15 protein-coding genes and 1 pseudogene are annotated in these 18,454 nt (G+C 66.7%); 12 read left to right on the top strand and 4 right to left on the bottom strand.

Features of this window, described 5'->3' with window-relative positions; all coding sequences use genetic code 11:
• Positions 1-57 precede the first annotated feature (57 nt).
• The 3 genes from B1964_RS09885 to B1964_RS09875 are packed head-to-tail and all read left to right on the top strand — an operon-like array spanning position 58 to position 2,892.
• Complete coding sequence (locus B1964_RS09885) at positions 58-1,032, top strand: ABC transporter ATP-binding protein (RefSeq protein ID WP_079929643.1); 975 nt, start codon at positions 58-60, stop codon at positions 1,030-1,032.
• Positions 1,029-1,847 (top strand): ABC transporter permease, encoded by an 819-nt coding sequence (locus tag B1964_RS09880; RefSeq protein ID WP_079929635.1) that lies wholly within the window; start codon positions 1,029-1,031, stop codon positions 1,845-1,847. Before B1964_RS09885 ends, B1964_RS09880 begins: the two co-directional genes overlap by 4 nt.
• A gap of 52 nt (positions 1,848-1,899) precedes the next feature.
• Positions 1,900-2,892, top strand: a complete 993-nt coding sequence (locus B1964_RS09875) for a COX15/CtaA family protein (RefSeq protein ID WP_079929634.1) — start codon at positions 1,900-1,902, stop codon at positions 2,890-2,892.
• A gap of 22 nt (positions 2,893-2,914) precedes the next feature.
• Here the strand turns inward: B1964_RS09875 and B1964_RS09870 are convergent, their stop codons facing one another.
• Positions 2,915-3,769 (bottom strand): alpha/beta hydrolase, encoded by an 855-nt coding sequence (locus tag B1964_RS09870; protein WP_079929633.1) that lies wholly within the window; start codon positions 3,767-3,769, stop codon positions 2,915-2,917.
• Positions 3,770-3,820: 51 nt separating this feature from the next.
• Between B1964_RS09870 and B1964_RS09865 the strand changes: the two genes are divergently transcribed.
• On the top strand, positions 3,821-4,213 hold the full coding sequence (locus B1964_RS09865; RefSeq protein ID WP_079929642.1) for a MerR family transcriptional regulator: 393 nt from the start codon (positions 3,821-3,823) through the stop codon (positions 4,211-4,213).
• Between the two features lie 39 nt (positions 4,214-4,252).
• Here B1964_RS09865 and B1964_RS09860 read toward each other — a convergent pair whose 3' ends face one another.
• A complete protein-coding gene (locus B1964_RS09860; protein ID WP_014359948.1) occupies positions 4,253-4,642 on the bottom strand; it encodes a hypothetical protein in 390 nt (129 codons plus the stop codon).
• A 90-nt stretch (positions 4,643-4,732) separates the two neighbouring features.
• Between B1964_RS09860 and B1964_RS09855 the strand changes: the two genes are divergently transcribed.
• Positions 4,733-5,254, top strand: a complete 522-nt coding sequence (locus B1964_RS09855; RefSeq protein ID WP_006370306.1) for a phosphoribosyltransferase — start codon at positions 4,733-4,735, stop codon at positions 5,252-5,254.
• 37 nt (positions 5,255-5,291) lie between these two features.
• Complete coding sequence (locus B1964_RS09850) at positions 5,292-6,257, top strand: quinone oxidoreductase (protein WP_079929632.1); 966 nt, start codon at positions 5,292-5,294, stop codon at positions 6,255-6,257.
• Positions 6,258-6,274: 17 nt separating this feature from the next.
• On the opposite strand, the gene B1964_RS09845 is transcribed toward B1964_RS09850, so the two are convergent.
• Positions 6,275-7,291 carry a heme o synthase gene (locus B1964_RS09845; RefSeq protein ID WP_290440691.1) on the bottom strand — a complete coding sequence of 339 codons (1,017 nt, stop codon included), beginning with the start codon at positions 7,289-7,291 and terminating at the stop codon, positions 6,275-6,277.
• A gap of 368 nt (positions 7,292-7,659) precedes the next feature.
• Between B1964_RS09845 and tkt the strand changes: the two genes are divergently transcribed.
• The 6 genes and pseudogenes from tkt (at position 7,660) to B1964_RS09815 (ending at position 16,248) form a co-directional block, all read left to right on the top strand.
• Positions 7,660-9,738 carry a transketolase gene (gene tkt, locus B1964_RS09840; protein WP_079929631.1) on the top strand — a complete coding sequence of 693 codons (2,079 nt, stop codon included), beginning with the start codon at positions 7,660-7,662 and terminating at the stop codon, positions 9,736-9,738.
• A gap of 90 nt (positions 9,739-9,828) precedes the next feature.
• Positions 9,829-10,950 (top strand): transaldolase, encoded by a 1,122-nt coding sequence (gene tal / locus B1964_RS09835; protein ID WP_079929630.1) that lies wholly within the window; start codon positions 9,829-9,831, stop codon positions 10,948-10,950.
• A gap of 4 nt (positions 10,951-10,954) precedes the next feature.
• On the top strand, positions 10,955-12,496 hold the full coding sequence (zwf, locus tag B1964_RS09830; RefSeq protein ID WP_020171405.1) for a glucose-6-phosphate dehydrogenase: 1,542 nt from the start codon (positions 10,955-10,957) through the stop codon (positions 12,494-12,496).
• 22 nt (positions 12,497-12,518) lie between these two features.
• Positions 12,519-13,436, top strand: coding sequence for a glucose-6-phosphate dehydrogenase assembly protein OpcA (locus B1964_RS09825; RefSeq protein WP_006370300.1), 918 nt, complete (start codon positions 12,519-12,521; stop codon positions 13,434-13,436).
• A complete protein-coding gene (pgl, locus tag B1964_RS09820; RefSeq protein ID WP_079929629.1) occupies positions 13,433-14,176 on the top strand; it encodes a 6-phosphogluconolactonase in 744 nt (247 codons plus the stop codon). Before B1964_RS09825 ends, pgl begins: the two co-directional genes overlap by 4 nt.
• A gap of 484 nt (positions 14,177-14,660) precedes the next feature.
• Positions 14,661-16,248 (top strand): annotated as a pseudogene (locus B1964_RS09815) (HNH endonuclease).
• A 171-nt stretch (positions 16,249-16,419) separates the two neighbouring features.
• Here the strand turns inward: B1964_RS09815 and ppc are convergent.
• Positions 16,420-18,454: phosphoenolpyruvate carboxylase (gene ppc, locus B1964_RS09810; RefSeq protein ID WP_079929640.1), on the bottom strand; the 2,035-nt coding region annotated here is incomplete at its 5' end.

Genomic DNA, 18,454 nt, shown 5'->3' with positions numbered 1-18,454 from the left:
AGGCATAGTCTGACCAGTGTGCGCAGCGCGACCTCCTCGCCGTCGAGCGACGATCCGATGACGGATCGTCACCTCGACGGCCCGTCCCCCGAAGCGCGGACCGTCACCGGTGTCGACGCCCCCGCCCTTCAGGTGTGCGGACTGGTCAAGCGCTTCGGCGACCGGACCGCCGTCGACGGCCTCGATCTCGAACTCCCCGCGGGATCGATCCTCGCCCTCCTCGGCCCCAACGGCGCGGGCAAGACCACCACGGTCGAGATCTGTGAGGGCTTCCTGACCCCCGATGCAGGAACGGTCACCGTCCTCGGCCTCGATCCCCGGCACGACAACGACGCGCTACGTCGACGCGTCGGCGTGATGCTGCAGGGCGGCGGCGCCTACCCCGGCGCGCGTGCCGAAGAGATGCTGCGACTGTGCGCGTCGTACTGCGCCGACCCGATTGATCCGGACTGGCTGCTCGACGCTCTGGGTTTGCGTGATGCCGCCCGCACACCGTTTCGCCGTCTGTCCGGTGGCCAGCAGCAGCGCTTGTCGTTGGCGTGCGCCATCGTCGGGCGCCCCGAACTGGTGTTCCTCGACGAGCCCACCGCAGGGCTCGACGCGCACGCCCGACTGGTCGTGTGGGAGATCATCGACCGCCTGCGCGGCGACGGGGTGTCGGTGCTGCTGACCACCCACCTGATGGACGAGGCCGAGCACCTCGCCGATCACGTCGTCATCATCGACAGCGGTCGTGTGGTCGCAGCCGGTACACCCGCCGATCTCACCAGCCGCGGCGCCGAGAACGAGCTGCGGTTCAGCGCTCCGCGCGGACTCGACCTGACGTTGCTGACGCTGGCGTTACCCGAGGGTTACGCGTGTTCTGAGACCGCGCCCGGCAGCTATCTGGTGGTCGGGTCGATGACCCCGCAGGTGCTGGCGACGGTGACCGCGTGGTGCGCGAAGATCAACGTACTGGCGACCGATTTGAGGGTGGAGACACGCAGTCTCGAAGACGTGTTCCTGGATCTGACCGGCAGGGCCCTGCGATGACCGACTCGACAACCGTGGGATCCGCCGCGGGCCCGGTGCGTTTCCCGCCGGGCACCTTCACCCCACGTGGCGGGGCGGCGCCACTCGTGGCGATGCTCGCGGCGCAGACCCGTCTCGAACTGCGGCTGCTGCTGCGCAACGGCGAACAACTCCTGCTCACCATGTTCATCCCGATCACGCTGCTGATCGGATTGTGCCTGCTACCCCTCGACACCGACCTCGGATCGAGTACCGCCGAGCGCGCGGCAACCTTCGTCCCGGCGATCATGACCGTCGCAGTGATGTCGACGGCGTTCACCGGGCAGGCCATCGCCGTCGGCTTCGACCGACGCTACGGAGCACTCAAACGCCTTGGGGCAACGCCGATTCCACGGTGGGGCATCATCGTCGGCAAGTCGCTGGCGGTGGTGGCCGTAGTGGTGTTGCAGTCGGTGATCATCGGCGCCATCGGCGCCGGCTTCGGCTGGCGTCCCGGTCTCGGCGGCCTGGCGACCGGTGCACTCGTGATCGCCCTGGGCACCGCCGCCTTCTCGGCGATGGGCCTCCTGCTGGGCGGAACACTGAAGGCCGAGGTCGTGCTCGCTCTCGCAAATCTGCTGTGGTTCGCGATGGTCGGCGTCGGCAGCGTCGTCGTCATGCAGTCACGGATCCCCGACGCCGTGTGGTGGGTGGCCCGATGTGTGCCCTCCGGTGCGCTCACCGAAGCCCTCGAGCAGGCCACGCACGGCAGTGTCGACGTCGTCGGCGTTGTGGTGCTGCTGGCGTGGGCGGCGGTCACCGGCGCCCTCGCGGTCAGGTGGTTCCGATTCGAGTGAGATCGCCCCACCTGCCCACTCCCCCGACAGCTCTCACGATTGCGGGACCCCGATGACGACTTCAGAGAAGACCCCCGCGGCCGCCGACCGGCCCGCGCCCGTCGCGACCACGCGCTCGGGCCTGGCCCGTGTCCCCGGCTTCGGTCGCCCGACGATCCGTTTCGTCCATCGCTGGGCGATCGCTCTGCTGGTCGCCAACGTGGGCATCGTCGTCACCGGCGGCGCCGTCCGGCTGACCGGCTCCGGATTGGGGTGTCCCACCTGGCCGCAGTGCACCGACGGTTCGTTCGTCCCGCACGAGGCGATGGGCTATCACGCGGCCATCGAATTCGGTAACCGCATGCTCACGTGGGTGCTCACCATCATCGCGATTGCCGCGGTCGTCGCGGTGTGGCGTCAGGCGTCTTCGCAGCGCCGCAACCGTGTCCTGGTGGTCCTGCTCGCGCTGGGCATTCCCTTTCAGGGTGTCGTCGGCGGCATCACCGTACTGACCGACCTGAACCCATGGGTGGTCTCACTGCACTTCTTGCTGTCGATGCTGTTGGTGTCGGGAGCCACGGTGCTCGTGTTCCGCACGAGTCCGTATCCACGGGAATCCGCGGTGACGGGCATCGCCGCACGCGTCGGCCTGATCATGGCGTGGCTCGTGTACGCGGTCACGTGGATCGCGATCTATCTCGGCACCGTCGTCACCGGCTCCGGTCCGCACGCCGGCGACGTCCATGCCCACCGCAACGGCCTGACGCCATCGCAGACGACGCAGCTACACGCCGACTCGGTCTTCGTCCTCATCGGTTTGGCAATCGCGGTTGTGGTCATCACGCGGGTCATGCGGATGCCGCAATCCCGGGCGGCCCTCACCTACGCGGGGCTGCTGGTCCTGCAGGGGATCATCGGCATGGTGCAGTACTTCACCGACCTGCCCATCCTGCTGGTGCTGCTGCACATGCTGGGCGGCGGGCTGCTGCTGATCGGAGCCACCTGGCTGGTGCTGTGGTTCCGGTTGTCGGACAGCCCATCTGGAGACCCGGTACCCCTCACCTGAGGGCACTGGAGCCCACGCGACCTCACCGCGCCAGCCAGCGCCGAATGTGCCCGACGAGTTCCTCTGTGCGTTCCAGAGGTGCAAGGTGCCCGACGCCGTCGAGCAGCGTGACGACGACATCGCCGGGCAACGCGTCTCGAAGGCGGCCGGCCTGTTCGACCGGCAACCACGGATCGTTCACTCCCCAGCCGATCTCGACCCGACATGTGACGTCCGCCAGTCGCGCACAGATCGGTTCGGTGTGGTCCTCCGACAGCTGCGCGACCTGTCGATAGAACGCAGCTTGGCCCACCTCACCGAGCCACGGTTCGACCAGCCCGCGCACTGTGTCGTGTGGCAGATCGACGACGGCGGCACCGGCGATGTAGCGATGCACGAGCGCCTCGTGCAGATCCGCGGGAAGTTGTTGGAAAACCTCGGCGTGCCTGCCCACCAGCGCGAAGAACGCAGAGCCCCATGGGCGCAGCGTCACCGCGTCGAGCAGGTAGACACCGCTCATCGCGACTCCGTCGAACAGGTGCGCGCCGAGCGCGACCGCCCCACCGATGTCGTGCGCGAGTACATGGGGGCGGACTGGGTTCCAGATACGCACGAGTTCGGCGAAGCGTTGCCGTTGCGCGATCAGATCAACCGGCACCTCCGGACCCTTGGTCGACCGACCGTAGCCGGGCATGTCCCACAGGAAGACACGATGGCGCTCGGCCAATCGCCGGGCCACCGGTAACCACACCCCCGCCGACCACGGAGTACCGTGCGTGCACACCACATCGGGGCCTTTCCGCCGGCCCCGAGGGGGCTCGAGGACATAGGTCGCGATGGCGGCGCCGTCGATCTCGACGATGGCGGGCGGGGGCAATGCATCGGCTTTGAAAGGCATCCCCGAACCGTAGGACCTCAGGTCGACCTGAGGTCAAGGCATGATGTGGTGATGCGCATCGCCGAAGCGGCCGCACTGGTCGGCGTCGAAGTACATGTCCTGCGTCACTGGGATGACATGGGCGTCGTCGTGCCCGACCGCACCCTGGCCGGGCATCGCGAGTACAGCGCCGAGCACGTGAGCCGTCTACACGTACTGCGCGCGTGCCAGCACGTCGGAATGAGCTTGCGAGAAATACGCGTTGTACTCGATCGCAACGCAGCCGAGCGCCGCCAGATCATCGATCGACGGATCGACGAGATCCGGGTGCAGCGCCGTCGATTGGCGGACGCGGAGTCGTTTCTCGTCCATGTCGTGGAATGTCGGCACGACCTGTTGACCCGGTGCCCGGAGTGCAGCGTCTTCGCCGGGTCGGACCCGGTCGAGCCCGAGGAAGCCGGCTGAGTCCCCGGTCACCTCGGCTTCCAGTCCCGGGATACCGACTCAGAGAATGGCCCGGTTACGCGGCTTCGGAAAGTGCTTCTGTCCGGCGACCCAGCCGGCCATCTTGCGATAGTGCGACGGCTCGACCGTGGTCGATGACGTCAGGTCGCGGTCCCACTCGGCGGTCTCGACGCCGGCCACCGCTTCCACGACTGCGGTGGCGGTCGCGAGGTCGGCGACCACGCGATCGCCGAGGATGCCACCCTGTTCGCCGACGAGAGTGATCCGCACGCCAGCCGCGCCGATCGGCTGCAAGACGGCCTTGGCCGACCCGCCTTCCCGGCTGACGAACTTCTCGATCGAGGACACCACGTCTCGCGGTACCGACACGGTCGGGGCGTCGGTGGAGGTCTCGGAGTTCTCGGCTGCGGGCTGCTCGCTCATGGTCATCGAGCATACCGAGGTGGGGCCGCCGGGTAGACACGCGCCACCATCGCTCTCAACATGTGCCGCCGCCCGAAACTTGGCAGAGTCACTGCCATGAACGCCTCCGCCACGACCCCGCCGGCCCCAGACGAGCGCGAAAAGCTGACCTGGGAGATGAACGGCCGGGCATGCCGCGACCTCGCCCAGCAGATCGCCGACGACGGCTTCGTCCCCGACATCATCCTGGGCATCGCCCGCGGTGGTCTCATCCCGGCCGGCGCGATCGCCTATGCGCTCGACTGCAAGCTGATGATCTCGCTGAACGTGGCCTTCTACACCGGCATCGGCGAGACCCTGGCCGAACCGGTGATGCTGCCGTCACTGTTGGAGAGCAGTGGACTGCACGATCAGAAGGTGCTCGTCGTCGACGACGTCGCCGACTCCGGCAAGACCCTCGCCCTCGTCGACGACTTCTGCGAACATCAGGGCCGCGTCGCCGAGGTCCGCAACGCGGTGATCTACCAGAAGCCGCACACGATCACCACGCCCGACTACTGCTGGCGCACCACCGCCAAGTGGATCGATTTCCCGTGGTCGGTGGAACCCCCGGTCACCGGAGCCGCCGAGAAACCGTGATGATTCCGACGTCTCGGCCGGGGTGTAGAAACGACTCATGCGCGCAATTCAGGTCACTCGACACGGCGGTCCGGATGTCTTGAGCTATGGGACGGTCGACGACCCGATCCCCGCGCCCGACGAGGTTCTCGTTCGCGTCACCGCCGTCGGCGTCAACTTCATCGACACCTACCTGCGCCGAGGCTTGTACCCCTCACATCCGCCGTACGTGCCCGGCACCGAGGGCGCCGGCGAGATCGTGGCGGTCGGCTCGGAGGTCTCCGATCTCGATGTCGGCACCCGTGTCTGCTGGTGCGACGCCCCGGCCAGCTACGGCGAGCTCGTGGCGGTCCGTGCCGCTCGCGCGGTGCCGATCCCCGACGGTGCCTCCGACGAGGTCGCCGGGAGTTCGTTGTTGCGTGGGCTGACTGCGCACTATCTGCTCGACGGCAGCGCGCATCCCGCCGAGGGCGACGCGATCCTGCTGCACGCAGGCGCCGGCGGCATTGGACTGATCCTCACCCAGCTGGCCAAGCGCAAGGGTCTGCGGGTCATCACAACGGTGTCCTCGGACGAGAAGGCCGAACTGTCGGCCGCGGCCGGCGCCGACCACGTGCTCCGCTACGGCGACGACCTCGTCGAGCAGGTACGAGGTCTCACCGACGGCGACGGGGTGCGGGTCACCTATGACGGGGTGGGCGCCGACACCTTCGACCAGTCGGTGGCAGCGACCGGCATCCGCGGATTCGTGGTCCTCTTCGGCGCGGCCAGCGGCCCGGTGCCACCATTCGATCTGCAGCGTCTCAACAGCGCGGGCTCGTTGTCGGTGACCCGACCGACCCTGGCGCATTTCATCGCCGATCGCGACGAATTGGCGTGGCGCGCATCGGAGTATCTCGGAGCACTCGCCGACGGCGTCGAGGTGCGCGTCGGTCAGCGGTACCGTCTCGCCGACGCCGAACAGGCTCACGCCGATCTCGAGGGCCGGCGTACCACCGGGACGTCGGTTCTCGTGCCGAACTGACGAGGTGTTTCGGCGACCTAGAAGACGTGCGTGATGACCGGGAGGTTCACGACGGCGTCGATCGCCAGTCCGCAGAACAGGATCGCCAGGTACTCGTTGGACTGCAGGAAGATCTTGAGCGGCGTGACCTCGGCACCCTGCCGGGTGTCGCGGTAGAGCTTGTGGACCCGGCTGAGGAACCAGGCGCCGGCCAGCACAGCGACCGCCGCGTAGATCCAACTCGCCGCCGGGATCAACGCCAGTGACGCCAGCACCGTGGCCCACGTATAGAAGAGCATCTGCCGGGTCACGTGCTCGTCGGAGGCGATCACCGGGAGCATCGGCACGCCGGCCGCCTTGTAGTCCTCGCGATACCGCATGGCCAGCGCCCAGGTGTGCGGTGGCGTCCAGAAGAAGATGACGAGGAACAGCACCACCGGCTGCCAACTCAGGCTGCCGGTCACCGCCGCCCAGCCGACCAGGGTCGGCATGCAGCCCGCGGCCCCGCCCCACACGACGTTCTGCCAGGTACGTCGCTTGAGGATCATCGTGTAGACGCCGACGTAGAAGCCGATGGTCGCGGTCACCAACAGGGCGCTGAGCAGGTTCGCGGCGAAGAACAGCACCAGGAACGACGCCACCCACAACACGATCCCGAAGATCAGCGCACTGCGGGTGGCGACGGCCTTGCGGGCCAGCGGCCGGCGCGCGGTGCGCCGCATCTTCTTGTCGATGTCGGCGTCGGCGACCATGTTCAACGTGTTCGCGCTGCCGGCTCCGAGCCAGCCGCCGAGCAGGGTGAACAGAATGACCGCGATGTCGACGTGGCCACGGTTGGCCTGCAGCATGACCGGGATCGTGGCGACGAGGAGCAGTTCGATGACGCGCGGCTTGGTGAGCGCGATGTAGGCCAGGACGGTGGCCCGGATGCGCTGCGGCCACGTCGCGCCGGTTTCCTCGACAACGCCATCCGTCGGCTCTGCGACGCCGGACTCACGGGACTGGGTGTGCCGAGCGGAGGTGGATCCGCCGGGAGCGGTGCCTTCTCCGCTCACACGTTCCCCAATCCTCACGTCCACTCCTACCTGCCCGAAGGACGCGCTCAGGGCAGTTGACCGGCTCTCGAACAGCGCGCCACGGCTACTACACAGCATGGTAGACGCTGCCCCACCCGATCGAAGAATTGCATGCGTCCACCAGGCCGCGGGCCCGACGACGCGCCGCGTTGCGCGCCGCAGACAAGGTTGCCGGGCATCGGCGGGCGGTGGCCGATTACTCTGGGAGCAGTGAGGCCCCTCCGACGTCCACCACACGTGACGGCTCGCGTTCCGTCCGGCGTGGCGTCGACCCTCGAATCCCCGCTGCTCGAATCCCCGCTGCGGCGAGCGCACGCACCCCGATAGGTACAGGAGACTGCAGAACAGTGGCAGACACAGACGAGATCCGCGAACTCACCACTGCGGCCCATCCCGAGTGGTGGACCGAGGTCGATTCGCGCGCGGTGGACACCGTTCGGGTCCTGGCCGCGGATGCGGTCCAGAAGTGTGGCAGTGGCCATCCGGGCACTGCGATGAGCCTGGCCCCGTTGGCCTACCTGCTGTATCAGCGGGTGATGCGCCACGATCCGACCGACACCCATTGGGTCGGTCGTGACCGGTTCGTGTTGTCGTGCGGGCATTCCAGCCTCACCCAATACATCCAGCTCTATCTCGGTGGCTTCGGACTGGAGTTGTCCGACATCGAGGACCTGCGCACCTGGGGATCGAAGACCCCCGGTCACCCGGAGCTGCATCACACACGTGGCGTGGAGATCACCACCGGTCCACTCGGGCAGGGACTGGCCTCGGCGGTCGGTATGGCCTACGCCGCACGCTACGAGCGTGGCCTGTTCGATCCGGACGCCGCGGCCGGCGCCAGCCCGTTCGACCACCACATCTACGTGATCGCCTCCGACGGTGACATCGAGGAGGGCGTCACCTCCGAGGCGTCGTCGCTGGCCGGCGCGCAGGAACTCGGCAACCTGATCGTCTTCTACGACAAGAATCACATCTCGATCGAGGACGACACCCAGATCGCGCTGACCGAGGACACCGCCGCCCGCTACGAGGCCTACGGGTGGCATGTGCAGCATGTCTCCGGCGGCGAGAACGTCACCGCGATCGAAGCCGCGATCGAAGCCGCGAAGCAGGTCACCGACAAACCGTCGCTGATCGTGCTGCGCACCATCATCGGGTACCCCGCCCCGGACAAGATGAACACCGGCGCGATCCACGGATCGGCGCTGGGCGCCGACGAGGTCGCCGCCACCAAGAAGGTCCTCGGCTTCGATCCCGACAAGAACTTCGAGGTGTCCGAGGAGGTCATCGCCCATACCCGCGCGCTCACCGAGCGTGGCGCCGCCGCCCACGCGCAGTGGCAGAAGGGCTTCGACGCCTGGGCCGCGGCCAACCCGGACCGCAAGGCACTCTTCGACCGCCTGTGGTCGCATGAACTCCCCGACGGCTGGACCGACGTGCTGCCGAGCTGGGAGCCGGGCAGCAAAGCACTGGCCACCCGCGCCGCCTCGGGCAAGGTGCTCTCCGCACTCGGACCGATCCTGCCCGAATTGTGGGGTGGCTCCGCCGATCTCGCGGGCTCGAACAACACCACCATGGACGACGTCGACTCGTTCGGGCCGTCGTCGATCAGCACCAAGACCTGGACGGCCAACCCCTACGGCCGCACCCTGCATTTCGGTATCCGCGAACACGCCATGGGCTCGATCCTGTCCGGGATCGTCTTGCACGGTCCCACCCGCGCCTACGGCGGTACCTTCCTGCAGTTCGCCGACTACATGCGGCCCGCGGTCCGGCTGGCGTCACTGATGGCGATCGACCCGATCTACGTCTGGACCCACGACTCGATCGGCCTCGGCGAGGACGGCCCGACCCACCAGCCGGTCGAGCACCTCGCGGCGCTGCGCACCATCCCGAACCTCGATGTGGTCCGTCCGGCCGATGCCAACGAGACCGCCCACGCCTGGCGCCACCTGCTCACCCGGCGTGACCATCCGGTCGGCCTGTGCCTGACCCGTCAGGGTGTGCCGGTCCTCGAGGGCACCTCGTACGAGGGTGTCGCGGCCGGTGCGTACGTGTTGTCGGAGGCCGACGGCGAGCCGCAGGTCGTGCTGATCGGCACCGGCTCCGAGGTCCAGCTCGCCGTGGAGGCACAGAAGACCTTGGCCGACAAGGGTATCCGCGCACGTGTGGTGTCCATGCCGTGCTTCGAGTGGTTCTTCGAGCAGGACGCGGAATACCGCAATTCGGTGCTTCCGCCGTCGGTGCCGCGCGTCTCCGTCGAGGCCGGCATCGCCATGCCGTGGTATCAGGTCGTCGGCGATACCGGGGAGATCATCTCCCTCGAGCACTTCGGTGCCTCGGCCGACTACAAGGTGCTCTACGAGAAATTCGGCATCACCGCCGACGCCGTGGCCACCGCCGCGCAGCGCGTCGTCGGCTCCTGACCCCACGCCCGAACGCCTTCCACCACAACCGAACACACCGAGATCGCGGGCCCCACAAGGACACCACGCGATGCACGCAAGGAGAGAACCGTGACCCAGAACGCCAAGCTCGCCGAATTGTCCGCCGCCGGTGTATCGGTGTGGCTGGATGACCTGTCCCGTGACCTGATCTCCTCAGGAGGTCTGCAGGAGTTCATCGACACCCGCTCGGTGGTCGGGGTGACCACCAACCCGTCGATCTTCCAGGCCGCACTGTCGAAGGGCAACGCCTACGACGAGCAGGTCAACGAGCTCGCCGCCCGTGGCGCCGACGTCGATGCCACCATCCGCACCGTCACCACCGACGACGTCCGCAATGCGTGTGACGTCCTCGCACCGGTGTTCACCGAGTCCCGCAGTGTCGACGGTCGGGTGTCGATCGAGGTCGACCCCCGACTCGCCCACGACACCGACAAGACAGTCGCGCAAGCCATCGAACTGTGGAAGATCGTCGACCGCCCGAACCTGCTGATCAAGATTCCCGCCACCAAGGCCGGGCTGCCGGCGATCACCCGGGTACTCGCCGAGGGCATCAGCGTCAACGTGACCCTGATCTTCTCCGTCGAGCGCTACCAGGGCGTGATGGACGCCTACCTGTCGGGCATCGAGGCCGCCGCGCAAGCCGGCCACGATATCTCGACGATCCACTCGGTCGCCTCGTTCTTCGTCTCCCGCGTGGACACCGAGATCGACAAGCGTCTCGACGCCATCGGTACACCCGAGGCGACCGCGTTGAAGGGCAAGGCGGCGCTGGCCAACGCCCGGTTGGCCTACGCCGCGTACCAGGAGATCTTCGAGGTCGAGTCACGCTTCCACGGTTTGGTCGACAAGGGCGCCAATCCGCAACGGCCGCTGTGGGCCTCGACCGGGACCAAGAACGCCGACTACCCCGACACCCTCTACGTCAGCGAGCTCGTCGCGCCGAACACCGTCAACACCATGCCGGGTAAGACGATGGAAGCCTTCGCCGACCACGGCTGGGTCAACACCGACTCGATCATCGGTACCTCGGCAGCCTCACAGGAGGTCTTCGACAAGATCGCCGGCCTCGGAGTCGACCTCGACGACGTCTTCGTCGTCCTCGAGGACGAAGGCGTCAGCAAGTTCGAGGAAGCCTGGAACGAATTGCTCGCAGCCACCGCCGAGCAACTCGACGCCGCGAAGAAGGCCTGAACACGTGCCTACCGGCGGTCCCACGAAATGGCGTAACCCACTTCGGGATCCGCGTGACAAGCGGCTACCGCGCATCGCCGGCCCGTGCAGTCTGATCATCTTCGGCGTGACCGGTGATCTCGCGCGCAAGAAGTTGATGCCCGCGGTCTACGACCTGGCCAATCGCGGTTTGCTGCCACCGTCGTTCGCTCTCGTCGGCTTCGCCCGGCGTGATTGGGACGACGAGGATTTCGCCACGGTGGTGCACGACGCGGTCCGTCAGCATGCGCGCACCGGGTTCCGCGAGGAGGTGTGGGAGCGACTGGCCGAGGGATTCCGCTTCGTGCAGGGGTCGTTCGACGACGACGAGGCGTTCGCGCGACTCAAGTCGACGCTGGCCGATCTCGACAACAAGCGCGGGACGGACGGCAATCATGCGTTCTACCTGTCGATTCCGCCGAAGGCCTTCCCGACGGTGTGCGAGCAGTTGCAGCGCAGCGGTCTGGCAGAGGAACGTGATGACCACTGGCGTCGGGTGGTCATCGAGAAACCGTTCGGCCACGATCTGCAGTCGGCGAAAGACCTCAACGGCATTGTGAACGCCGTCTTCCCGGAGTCGTCGGTGTTCCGCATCGACCACTATCTGGGTAAGGAGACGGTCCAGAACATCCTCGCGCTGCGGTTCGCCAATCAGCTGTTCGATCCGCTGTGGAGTTCTCACTACGTCGACCACGTCCAGATCACCATGGCCGAGGACATCGGACTCGGTGGACGCGCCGGCTACTACGACGGGATCGGCGCGGCCCGCGACGTCATCCAGAACCACCTGCTGCAGCTGATGGCACTGGTGGCGATGGAGGAGCCGATCTCCTTCGAGCCCAAGCAATTACAGGCCGAGAAGATCAAGGTACTGTCGGCGACCCGCAACATCTTGCCGATCGAGGAGAACACCGCCCGCGGTCAATACGGCCCGGGCTGGCAGGGTAGCGAGAAGGTCCCGGGACTCAAGGACGAGGAGGGATTTGCGGCCGACTCGACCACCGAGACCTATGCGGCGATCGCCCTCGAGGTCGACTCGCGGCGCTGGGCCGGTGTGCCGTTCTATCTGCGGACCGGAAAGCGGTTGGGGCGCCGGGTGACCGAGATCGCCTTGGTCTTCAAACGGGCGCCGCACCTACCGTTCGACAAGACCATGACCGAGGAGCTGTCGCAGAATGCACTGGTGATCCGGGTGCAGCCCGACGAGGGCATCACACTGCGTTTCGGGTCCAAGGTGCCGGCGTCGAGCATGGAGGTCCGCGACGTCAACATGGACTTCAGCTACGGAACGGCCTTCACCGAGGCATCACCGGAAGCCTACGAACGCCTCATCCTCGACGTGCTGCTCGGTGAGCCGTCGTTGTTCCCGGTGAACGACGAAGTCGAATTGGCTTGGGAGATCCTCGATCCCGTCCTCGAGAACTGGGCGGAGTCGGGTAAGCCCGACACCTACGAAGCCGGGACGTGGGGCCCGAAGTCGGCTGACGACATGATGGCCCGGACCGGCCGCGCATGGCGCCGACCGTGACGACCGATGTGAGAGGACCCCGATGATCATCGAGATGCCCGAGACCTCGACCAACGACGTCGCCAAGAAGATGGTCGAGATCCGCGAGTCCGGTGGCGCGATCAGCCTCGGCCGCGTGCTGACCCTCGTCGTGGTGGCCGAACACGGCGAACCCACCGAGGCCGCCGTGGAAGCGGCGATCGGCGCCAGCAGCGAACATCCCAGCCGGGTCATCGTGCTGGCGTGCGGCTCCAGAAAGGGCGAGTCGCTGCTCAACGCGCAGATCAGGGTGGGCGGTGACGCGGGCGCATCGGAGGTGGTGATCCTGTCGATGTCCGGGCCACTCGCCGATCAACCGCACAGCGTCGTGACGCCGTTCCTGCTGCCGGACTGCCCGATCGTCGTCTGGTGGCCGGGCGCGGCACCCGAGGATCCGTCCGCCGACCCGATGGGCCGGATCGGTCGACGACGCATCCTCGACGCCAGCAAGTCCACGCATCCCGAGAGTGTTCTCGAACGCAGGCTGGCGACCTACTCCCCCGGTGACTCCGATCTCGCGTGGACCCAGATCACGCATTGGCGTGCGCTGCTCGCGTCGGCGATCGATCGCCCGCCGCACACACCGATCCAGTCGGTGGTGGTCACCGGACCGGCCCAGTCCCCGGGCATCGAATTACTTGCGGGATGGCTGTATTCGGCGCTCGGCGTACCCACCACCCGGTCGATCGGAAGTTTCGAGGTCCGGCTGTTGCGTGACCACGGCGCGACGGTCCTGTCGATCGATCAGAACGGCAACGCGGTGATCTCGGTGCCCGGCAAGCCCGATGGTCGGGTCGCCATGACCAACCGTGATCTGCCCGTGTATCTCGCCGAGGAACTGCGCCGCCTCGATACCGACGAGGTCTTCGAGCAGGCACTTCGTGGCGCCGTCGAACTGAGCCAGCAAGGACAACCGGCATGACCACCGAGACACTGGTTTTCGATGACAAGCAGACTCTGGTCGACACCGCGGCGCGTCGGTTCGTCGATCTGATCGGTGCCGCTCAGCGCGCTCGTGGGGTTGCGTCGGTGGTGCTGACCGGTGGTAGCAACGGCATCGCGATTCTGGCGTCCCTCGCCGACGACAGCGGTGACATCGACTGGTCCAAGGTTGACATCTATTGGGGCGATGACCGATTCGTCCCGACCGGCGATCCGGAACGCAATTACGGGCAGGCCCGGGACGCGCTGCTCGACCATGTGCCGGTCGATCCGGCCCGGGTGCATCCGATGGCACCGTCGGACGGCGAGTTCGGCGACGACATCGAGGCCGCGGCAGCCGATTACGCCGCCACCCTGTTGGCAAACGCGGGAGCCGATGTGTCCCCGCAGTTCGATCTTCACCTGCTCGGCATGGGCGGTGAGGGCCACATCAACTCCCTGTTCCCGCACAGCGCCGCCACCGCCGAGACGCAGAAGACCGTTGTTGCCGTGGAGGACTCACCCAAACCACCGCCGCGGCGGATCACCCTCACGCTGCCGGTGGTCAACCGCAGCAAGGCGGTGTGGTTTCTCGTCGCCGGTGAGGACAAGGCCCAAGCGGTGGCCGCGGCTCACGCCCGCGCCGATCCTGCCGACTGGCCCTGCGCCGGTGCCCACGGCACCGAGGAAACCGTCTGGTTCCTCGACCACGCCGCGGCCTCCGCTCTCCCCGACGCCTGAAACCCCGTCGGGGTTGGAGCGACGTTTCCGCCATCCGATGTCCGCCCCTTCCCCGGCGGTCGAGGTGCTCGGCGACCAGGCGCCGGGCCTCGAGACTCCCTGCCACGGTGCAGGTTTCGATTCGCGGGTGATGAGAATACCTATCGGCGAGAGGGTCTCGAGGCTCGTCGCTGGCGCTCCTCGGCACCTCGACCATCGGATGGAATGGTCCGGGGTAGAACGACGGAGCATTACCTGATCGACGCTTGCCCCTTCCCCGGTGGTCGAGGTGTGAGCCGCGTGCGGCGAGCCTCGAGACCAGGCGAGATGACAAGCATCGCAACCACATCCACTACCCGCTCGACGTAATCGAGCGCCCAATCGATGAGTTGAAAATAGTTGTCCACAGATTTTGACGGCCCCATCTCCGCCGGGCCGGTTTTGTCGGTACCCCTTCGTACACTCGTTCTCATCAAGTCCGATCGCGGGAGGGGAGGTTGTTCGGATGTCGACCACATTGACGTTCACCGATCCGGATGCCGACGCTGCCGCGATCACAGCCATGTCGCGCGATGAGCTCACCGAGACCGGCCCGGACCTGCTCCGCGAGGCCCGCAAATACGAGGCCCGGACGGTGCTGGCTGCCGCTGCGTTGGCGGAGCGGGTGTTTCGTGAGCATCTGGCCGGGCGGCCCGAGACCGGTGTGTGGGGGTCGGTGGTCGAGCATGCCGAGAGACTCGGCCGGGCCGAGGTGTCGTTGCAGTTCAAGGTCTCCCGTAGCAAGGCCGGGCGTTGGGTGGCGTTGGCGGATCTGTTGGAGAAGTTCCCACTCATCCGTGCCGCCTATCTGAACGGGGAACTGTCGACGAATCGGGCTTCGATCATGGCGCGGGCCGCGCAGCGTGGCGAGAACATCGACACCACCGACACCGACACCGTCGAGGCCGGGGACAACGAGGAGATGACGTTCGAAGAGATCGTCCTGGAATACGGGTCTCGGGCGACGACCGACCCGGTGCTCTCGCAACAACTCGACGCCGCATTGATTTCGATGAACCCCGACAGTGTGATCGAGGAACGCGACACCATCACCGATCTGGTCGGAAATGTGACCATCACCCCCGATGTTGCTGGGCACTCCGCCCTCGATGCGGTCGTCCCCGCCCACTACGGGGTGTTCCTCACAACCCAGATCAACGCCCTGATCGATGAACGGACCTGCCGTAAGGACCCGCGACGCGTCGGGCCAGTGCGGGTGATCGCACTCGGGGAGATCACCGGCGTGCCCGGAGCCCGACTCGACTGCGAATGCGGGCAGGACGACTGCACGAAAGGCAGCGATGCCGTCAACAGGGACTCGGCCGAAACACCCTCTGACGCCGAGGATGCGGCAGCGTGGGACGACCTGCTACCCGAACCTGCCGACGCCGACGCTCCCGCAGTCGAGTTGGTTGAGTTGGTCGAGCCGGTCGCCGAACCCGAGATCCCCGACCCGATGAATCCACCGACGCCGGATGAGGTTCCGGTGGCGTTCGGGCGGGCCCTGGTCGTACCCGGCGCCCCCGTACTGACCGTGTTGAAGGACCCGGACGGGGATTCTCGTACCGCGGTTGCAGGGATACGGATCGATCGACCGCGACTACGCCGCCACCCTGTCCGAGGTGGCCAAGACCATCCATTACCCCGAATCCGTGTGTACGGCCGGTCCGTTGATCCCACAGATCTCCGACCGACCCCAGGCACCGCCGGCGGATCCCACCGGACACGGCAGTCACATCGTGCCACCCCCTGCGGCATTGACGTATGCACCCAGCGCCACACTGCGCGCTGAGGTGCTGGCCAACGACGCCTGGTGCCGATACCCCTACTGCGGGATGCCCTCACACCTGTGCGACCTCGACCACTGGCAACCCTTCAACCACACCAACCCCGAAGCCGGAGGCTGGACAGTGCTCGGTGACCTGATCCCGTTGTGTCGGGCTGATCACCAACGCAAGCATCTCGCGGAGTGGGTGCCGACGCTTTACACCGACCGACGGGTGGAGTGGCGGAGCAGGCGAACGGGGCAGGTGATTGTCACCTACCCAGGGTGACAGGTCTTCGCGGTGGGATGGAACCAGCTGTGGCTCACCGGGTCTCGAGGCTCGGCGCACGCGCCTCACACCTCGACCACCAAGAAAAAGCACCTCGACCACCAGGAAGAGGCACCTCGACCACCAGGAAAAAGCACCTCGACCACCAGGGAAAGCGCCTCGACCGAGGACCTATCCGCTGTTGCGCAGCGCGGTCGCCAAACCGTTCATCGTCAGCTGGATCCCTCGGCGGATTCGCGGTGAATCGTCACCGGCGCGGAAGCGACGCAGAAGCTCGACCTGCAGCAGATTCAGCGGCTCGAGGTACGGGAAGCGGTTGTACACCGACCGTTTGAGTGCCGCGTTGTCGGCAAGAAGATCGTTGGTACCGGTGATCTTCGAGTACATCGCGATGGTGCGTTCGTGCTCGTCGACGATCATCCCGAAGACGGTGTCGCGCAACTGCTCGTCAGGCACGAGCTGGGCGTATCGATGCGCGAGTCCCATGTCCGACTTGGCGAGCACCTGCGCCATGTTGGACATCACGGTGCGGAAGAACGGCCACTTCTCGTAGTACCGCTGCAGGGTCGCCAGACGGTCCGCGTCGTCGCCGACCCACTGCTCGAAGGCAGCGCCGGTGCCGTACCAGCCCGGCAGCATCACGCGGGATTGCGTCCACGACAGCACCCATGGGATGGCCCGCAGATCGGAGATCTTCTCGGTCTGTTTACGCGACGCCGGACGGCTGCCGATGTTGAGTGCGCCGATCTCCGACAGCGGCGTCGACGTCGTGAAGTACTCCACGAATCCCGGTGTCTCGTGCACCAGCGCGCTGTAGGCCGAGCGGGCCAGCGCCGCGATCTCGTCGAGAGTGGTGTAGGCGTCCTCTGATTCGTCCCCGAGTCCCTCGACGTCGAGCAGCGACGACTCGATGGTCGCGGCGAGCAACGTCTCCAGATTGCGTTCGGCGCTGACGGGTTCGGCGTATTTCGCGGCGATGATCTCACCTTGCTCGGTGATGCGCAGCGACCCCTGGACCGCGCCCGGCGGCTGGGCCAGGATGGCGTCGTAGCTCGGTCCCCCACCGCGGCCGACGGTGCCACCGCGACCGTGGAAGAGCCGCAACCGGATTCCGGCCTTGGCCGCGGCCTCGACGAGATCGAGCTCGCCGCGATAGAGCGCCCAGTTCGCGGCCATGTAGCCGCCGTCCTTGTTGGAATCGGAATAGCCGAGCATGACCTCTTGCATGCCCGACTGCCCGTCGACGAGGTCGCGGTACAGCGGGATGTCCAAGGCGGCCAACAGGGTTTCTGCGCCCTGCTGCAGATCCTCGATGGTCTCGAACAGTGGGACGATTCGAACCGTCGAGATGAGTTTCCCGGTGTCGCCGTCGATGTCGATCAGCCCGGCTTCTTTCAGCAGGATCATCGGCTCGAGCATGTCGCTGACCGAGGTGCACATGCTGATGATGTAGTTGGGCACCGACTGCGGTCCGAACCGCGCCACCGCGGTCGCGGCCGCACGGACGATGTTGAGTTCCTTGGTCGCCAACTCGGACAAATCGGCATCGGGCCGGGTGAGCGGCCGCCGGGCGGCGAGTTCATTGGTCAGGATCTCGACCCGCTCGGCCTCGTCCAGCGACCGGTAGTCCGGGTGCACGCCGGCCCACGCCAGCAGTTCGGCGATGACGTCCTCGTGCATGTCGGAGTTCTGCCGCATGTCCAGCCCGGACAGGTGGAAACCGAAGGTGCGCACCGACTCCCGGAGCCGCAGTAGCCTGTCGTCGGCGATGATGTCGTCGTTGGCGGCGCGGAGTCCGGCATCGATGACGTCGAGGTCGGCGAGCAGTTCGTCGGCGGTCGAGTAGGCGTCGGCACCGTCGAGCAGGAACAGATCCGAGGTCTTCATCACCTCCTCACCGAACAGCCCGGTCGCGGTGGCGACCAACCGAGAACGGATGTGGCGCAATGCAAGACGGAACGGCTCGTCGGCGGCCGCGTCCTCGCGGGGCACACCGGCGAGTTCGTAGACCGCGTCGGAGGTCGTCATGAGCCGGGTCGACATGCTCAGTTCCTGCGCGAGCGCCTCGAGCTCCGACAGGTGGTTGCCGATCGCCGTGCGCGCCGCGAGAGTCGTTGCCATCTCCACGATCTCGCCGGTGACGAACGGATTGCCGTCGCGGTCACCGCCGATCCACGAGCCCATCCGCAGCATCGGCTCCCCCGCC

Source organism: Gordonia sp. i37, assembly GCF_002043085.1.
GTDB classification, from domain to species: Bacteria; Actinomycetota; Actinomycetes; order Mycobacteriales; family Mycobacteriaceae; genus Gordonia; species Gordonia polyisoprenivorans.
This window is presented reverse-complemented; position numbering and strand designations above follow the sequence as displayed.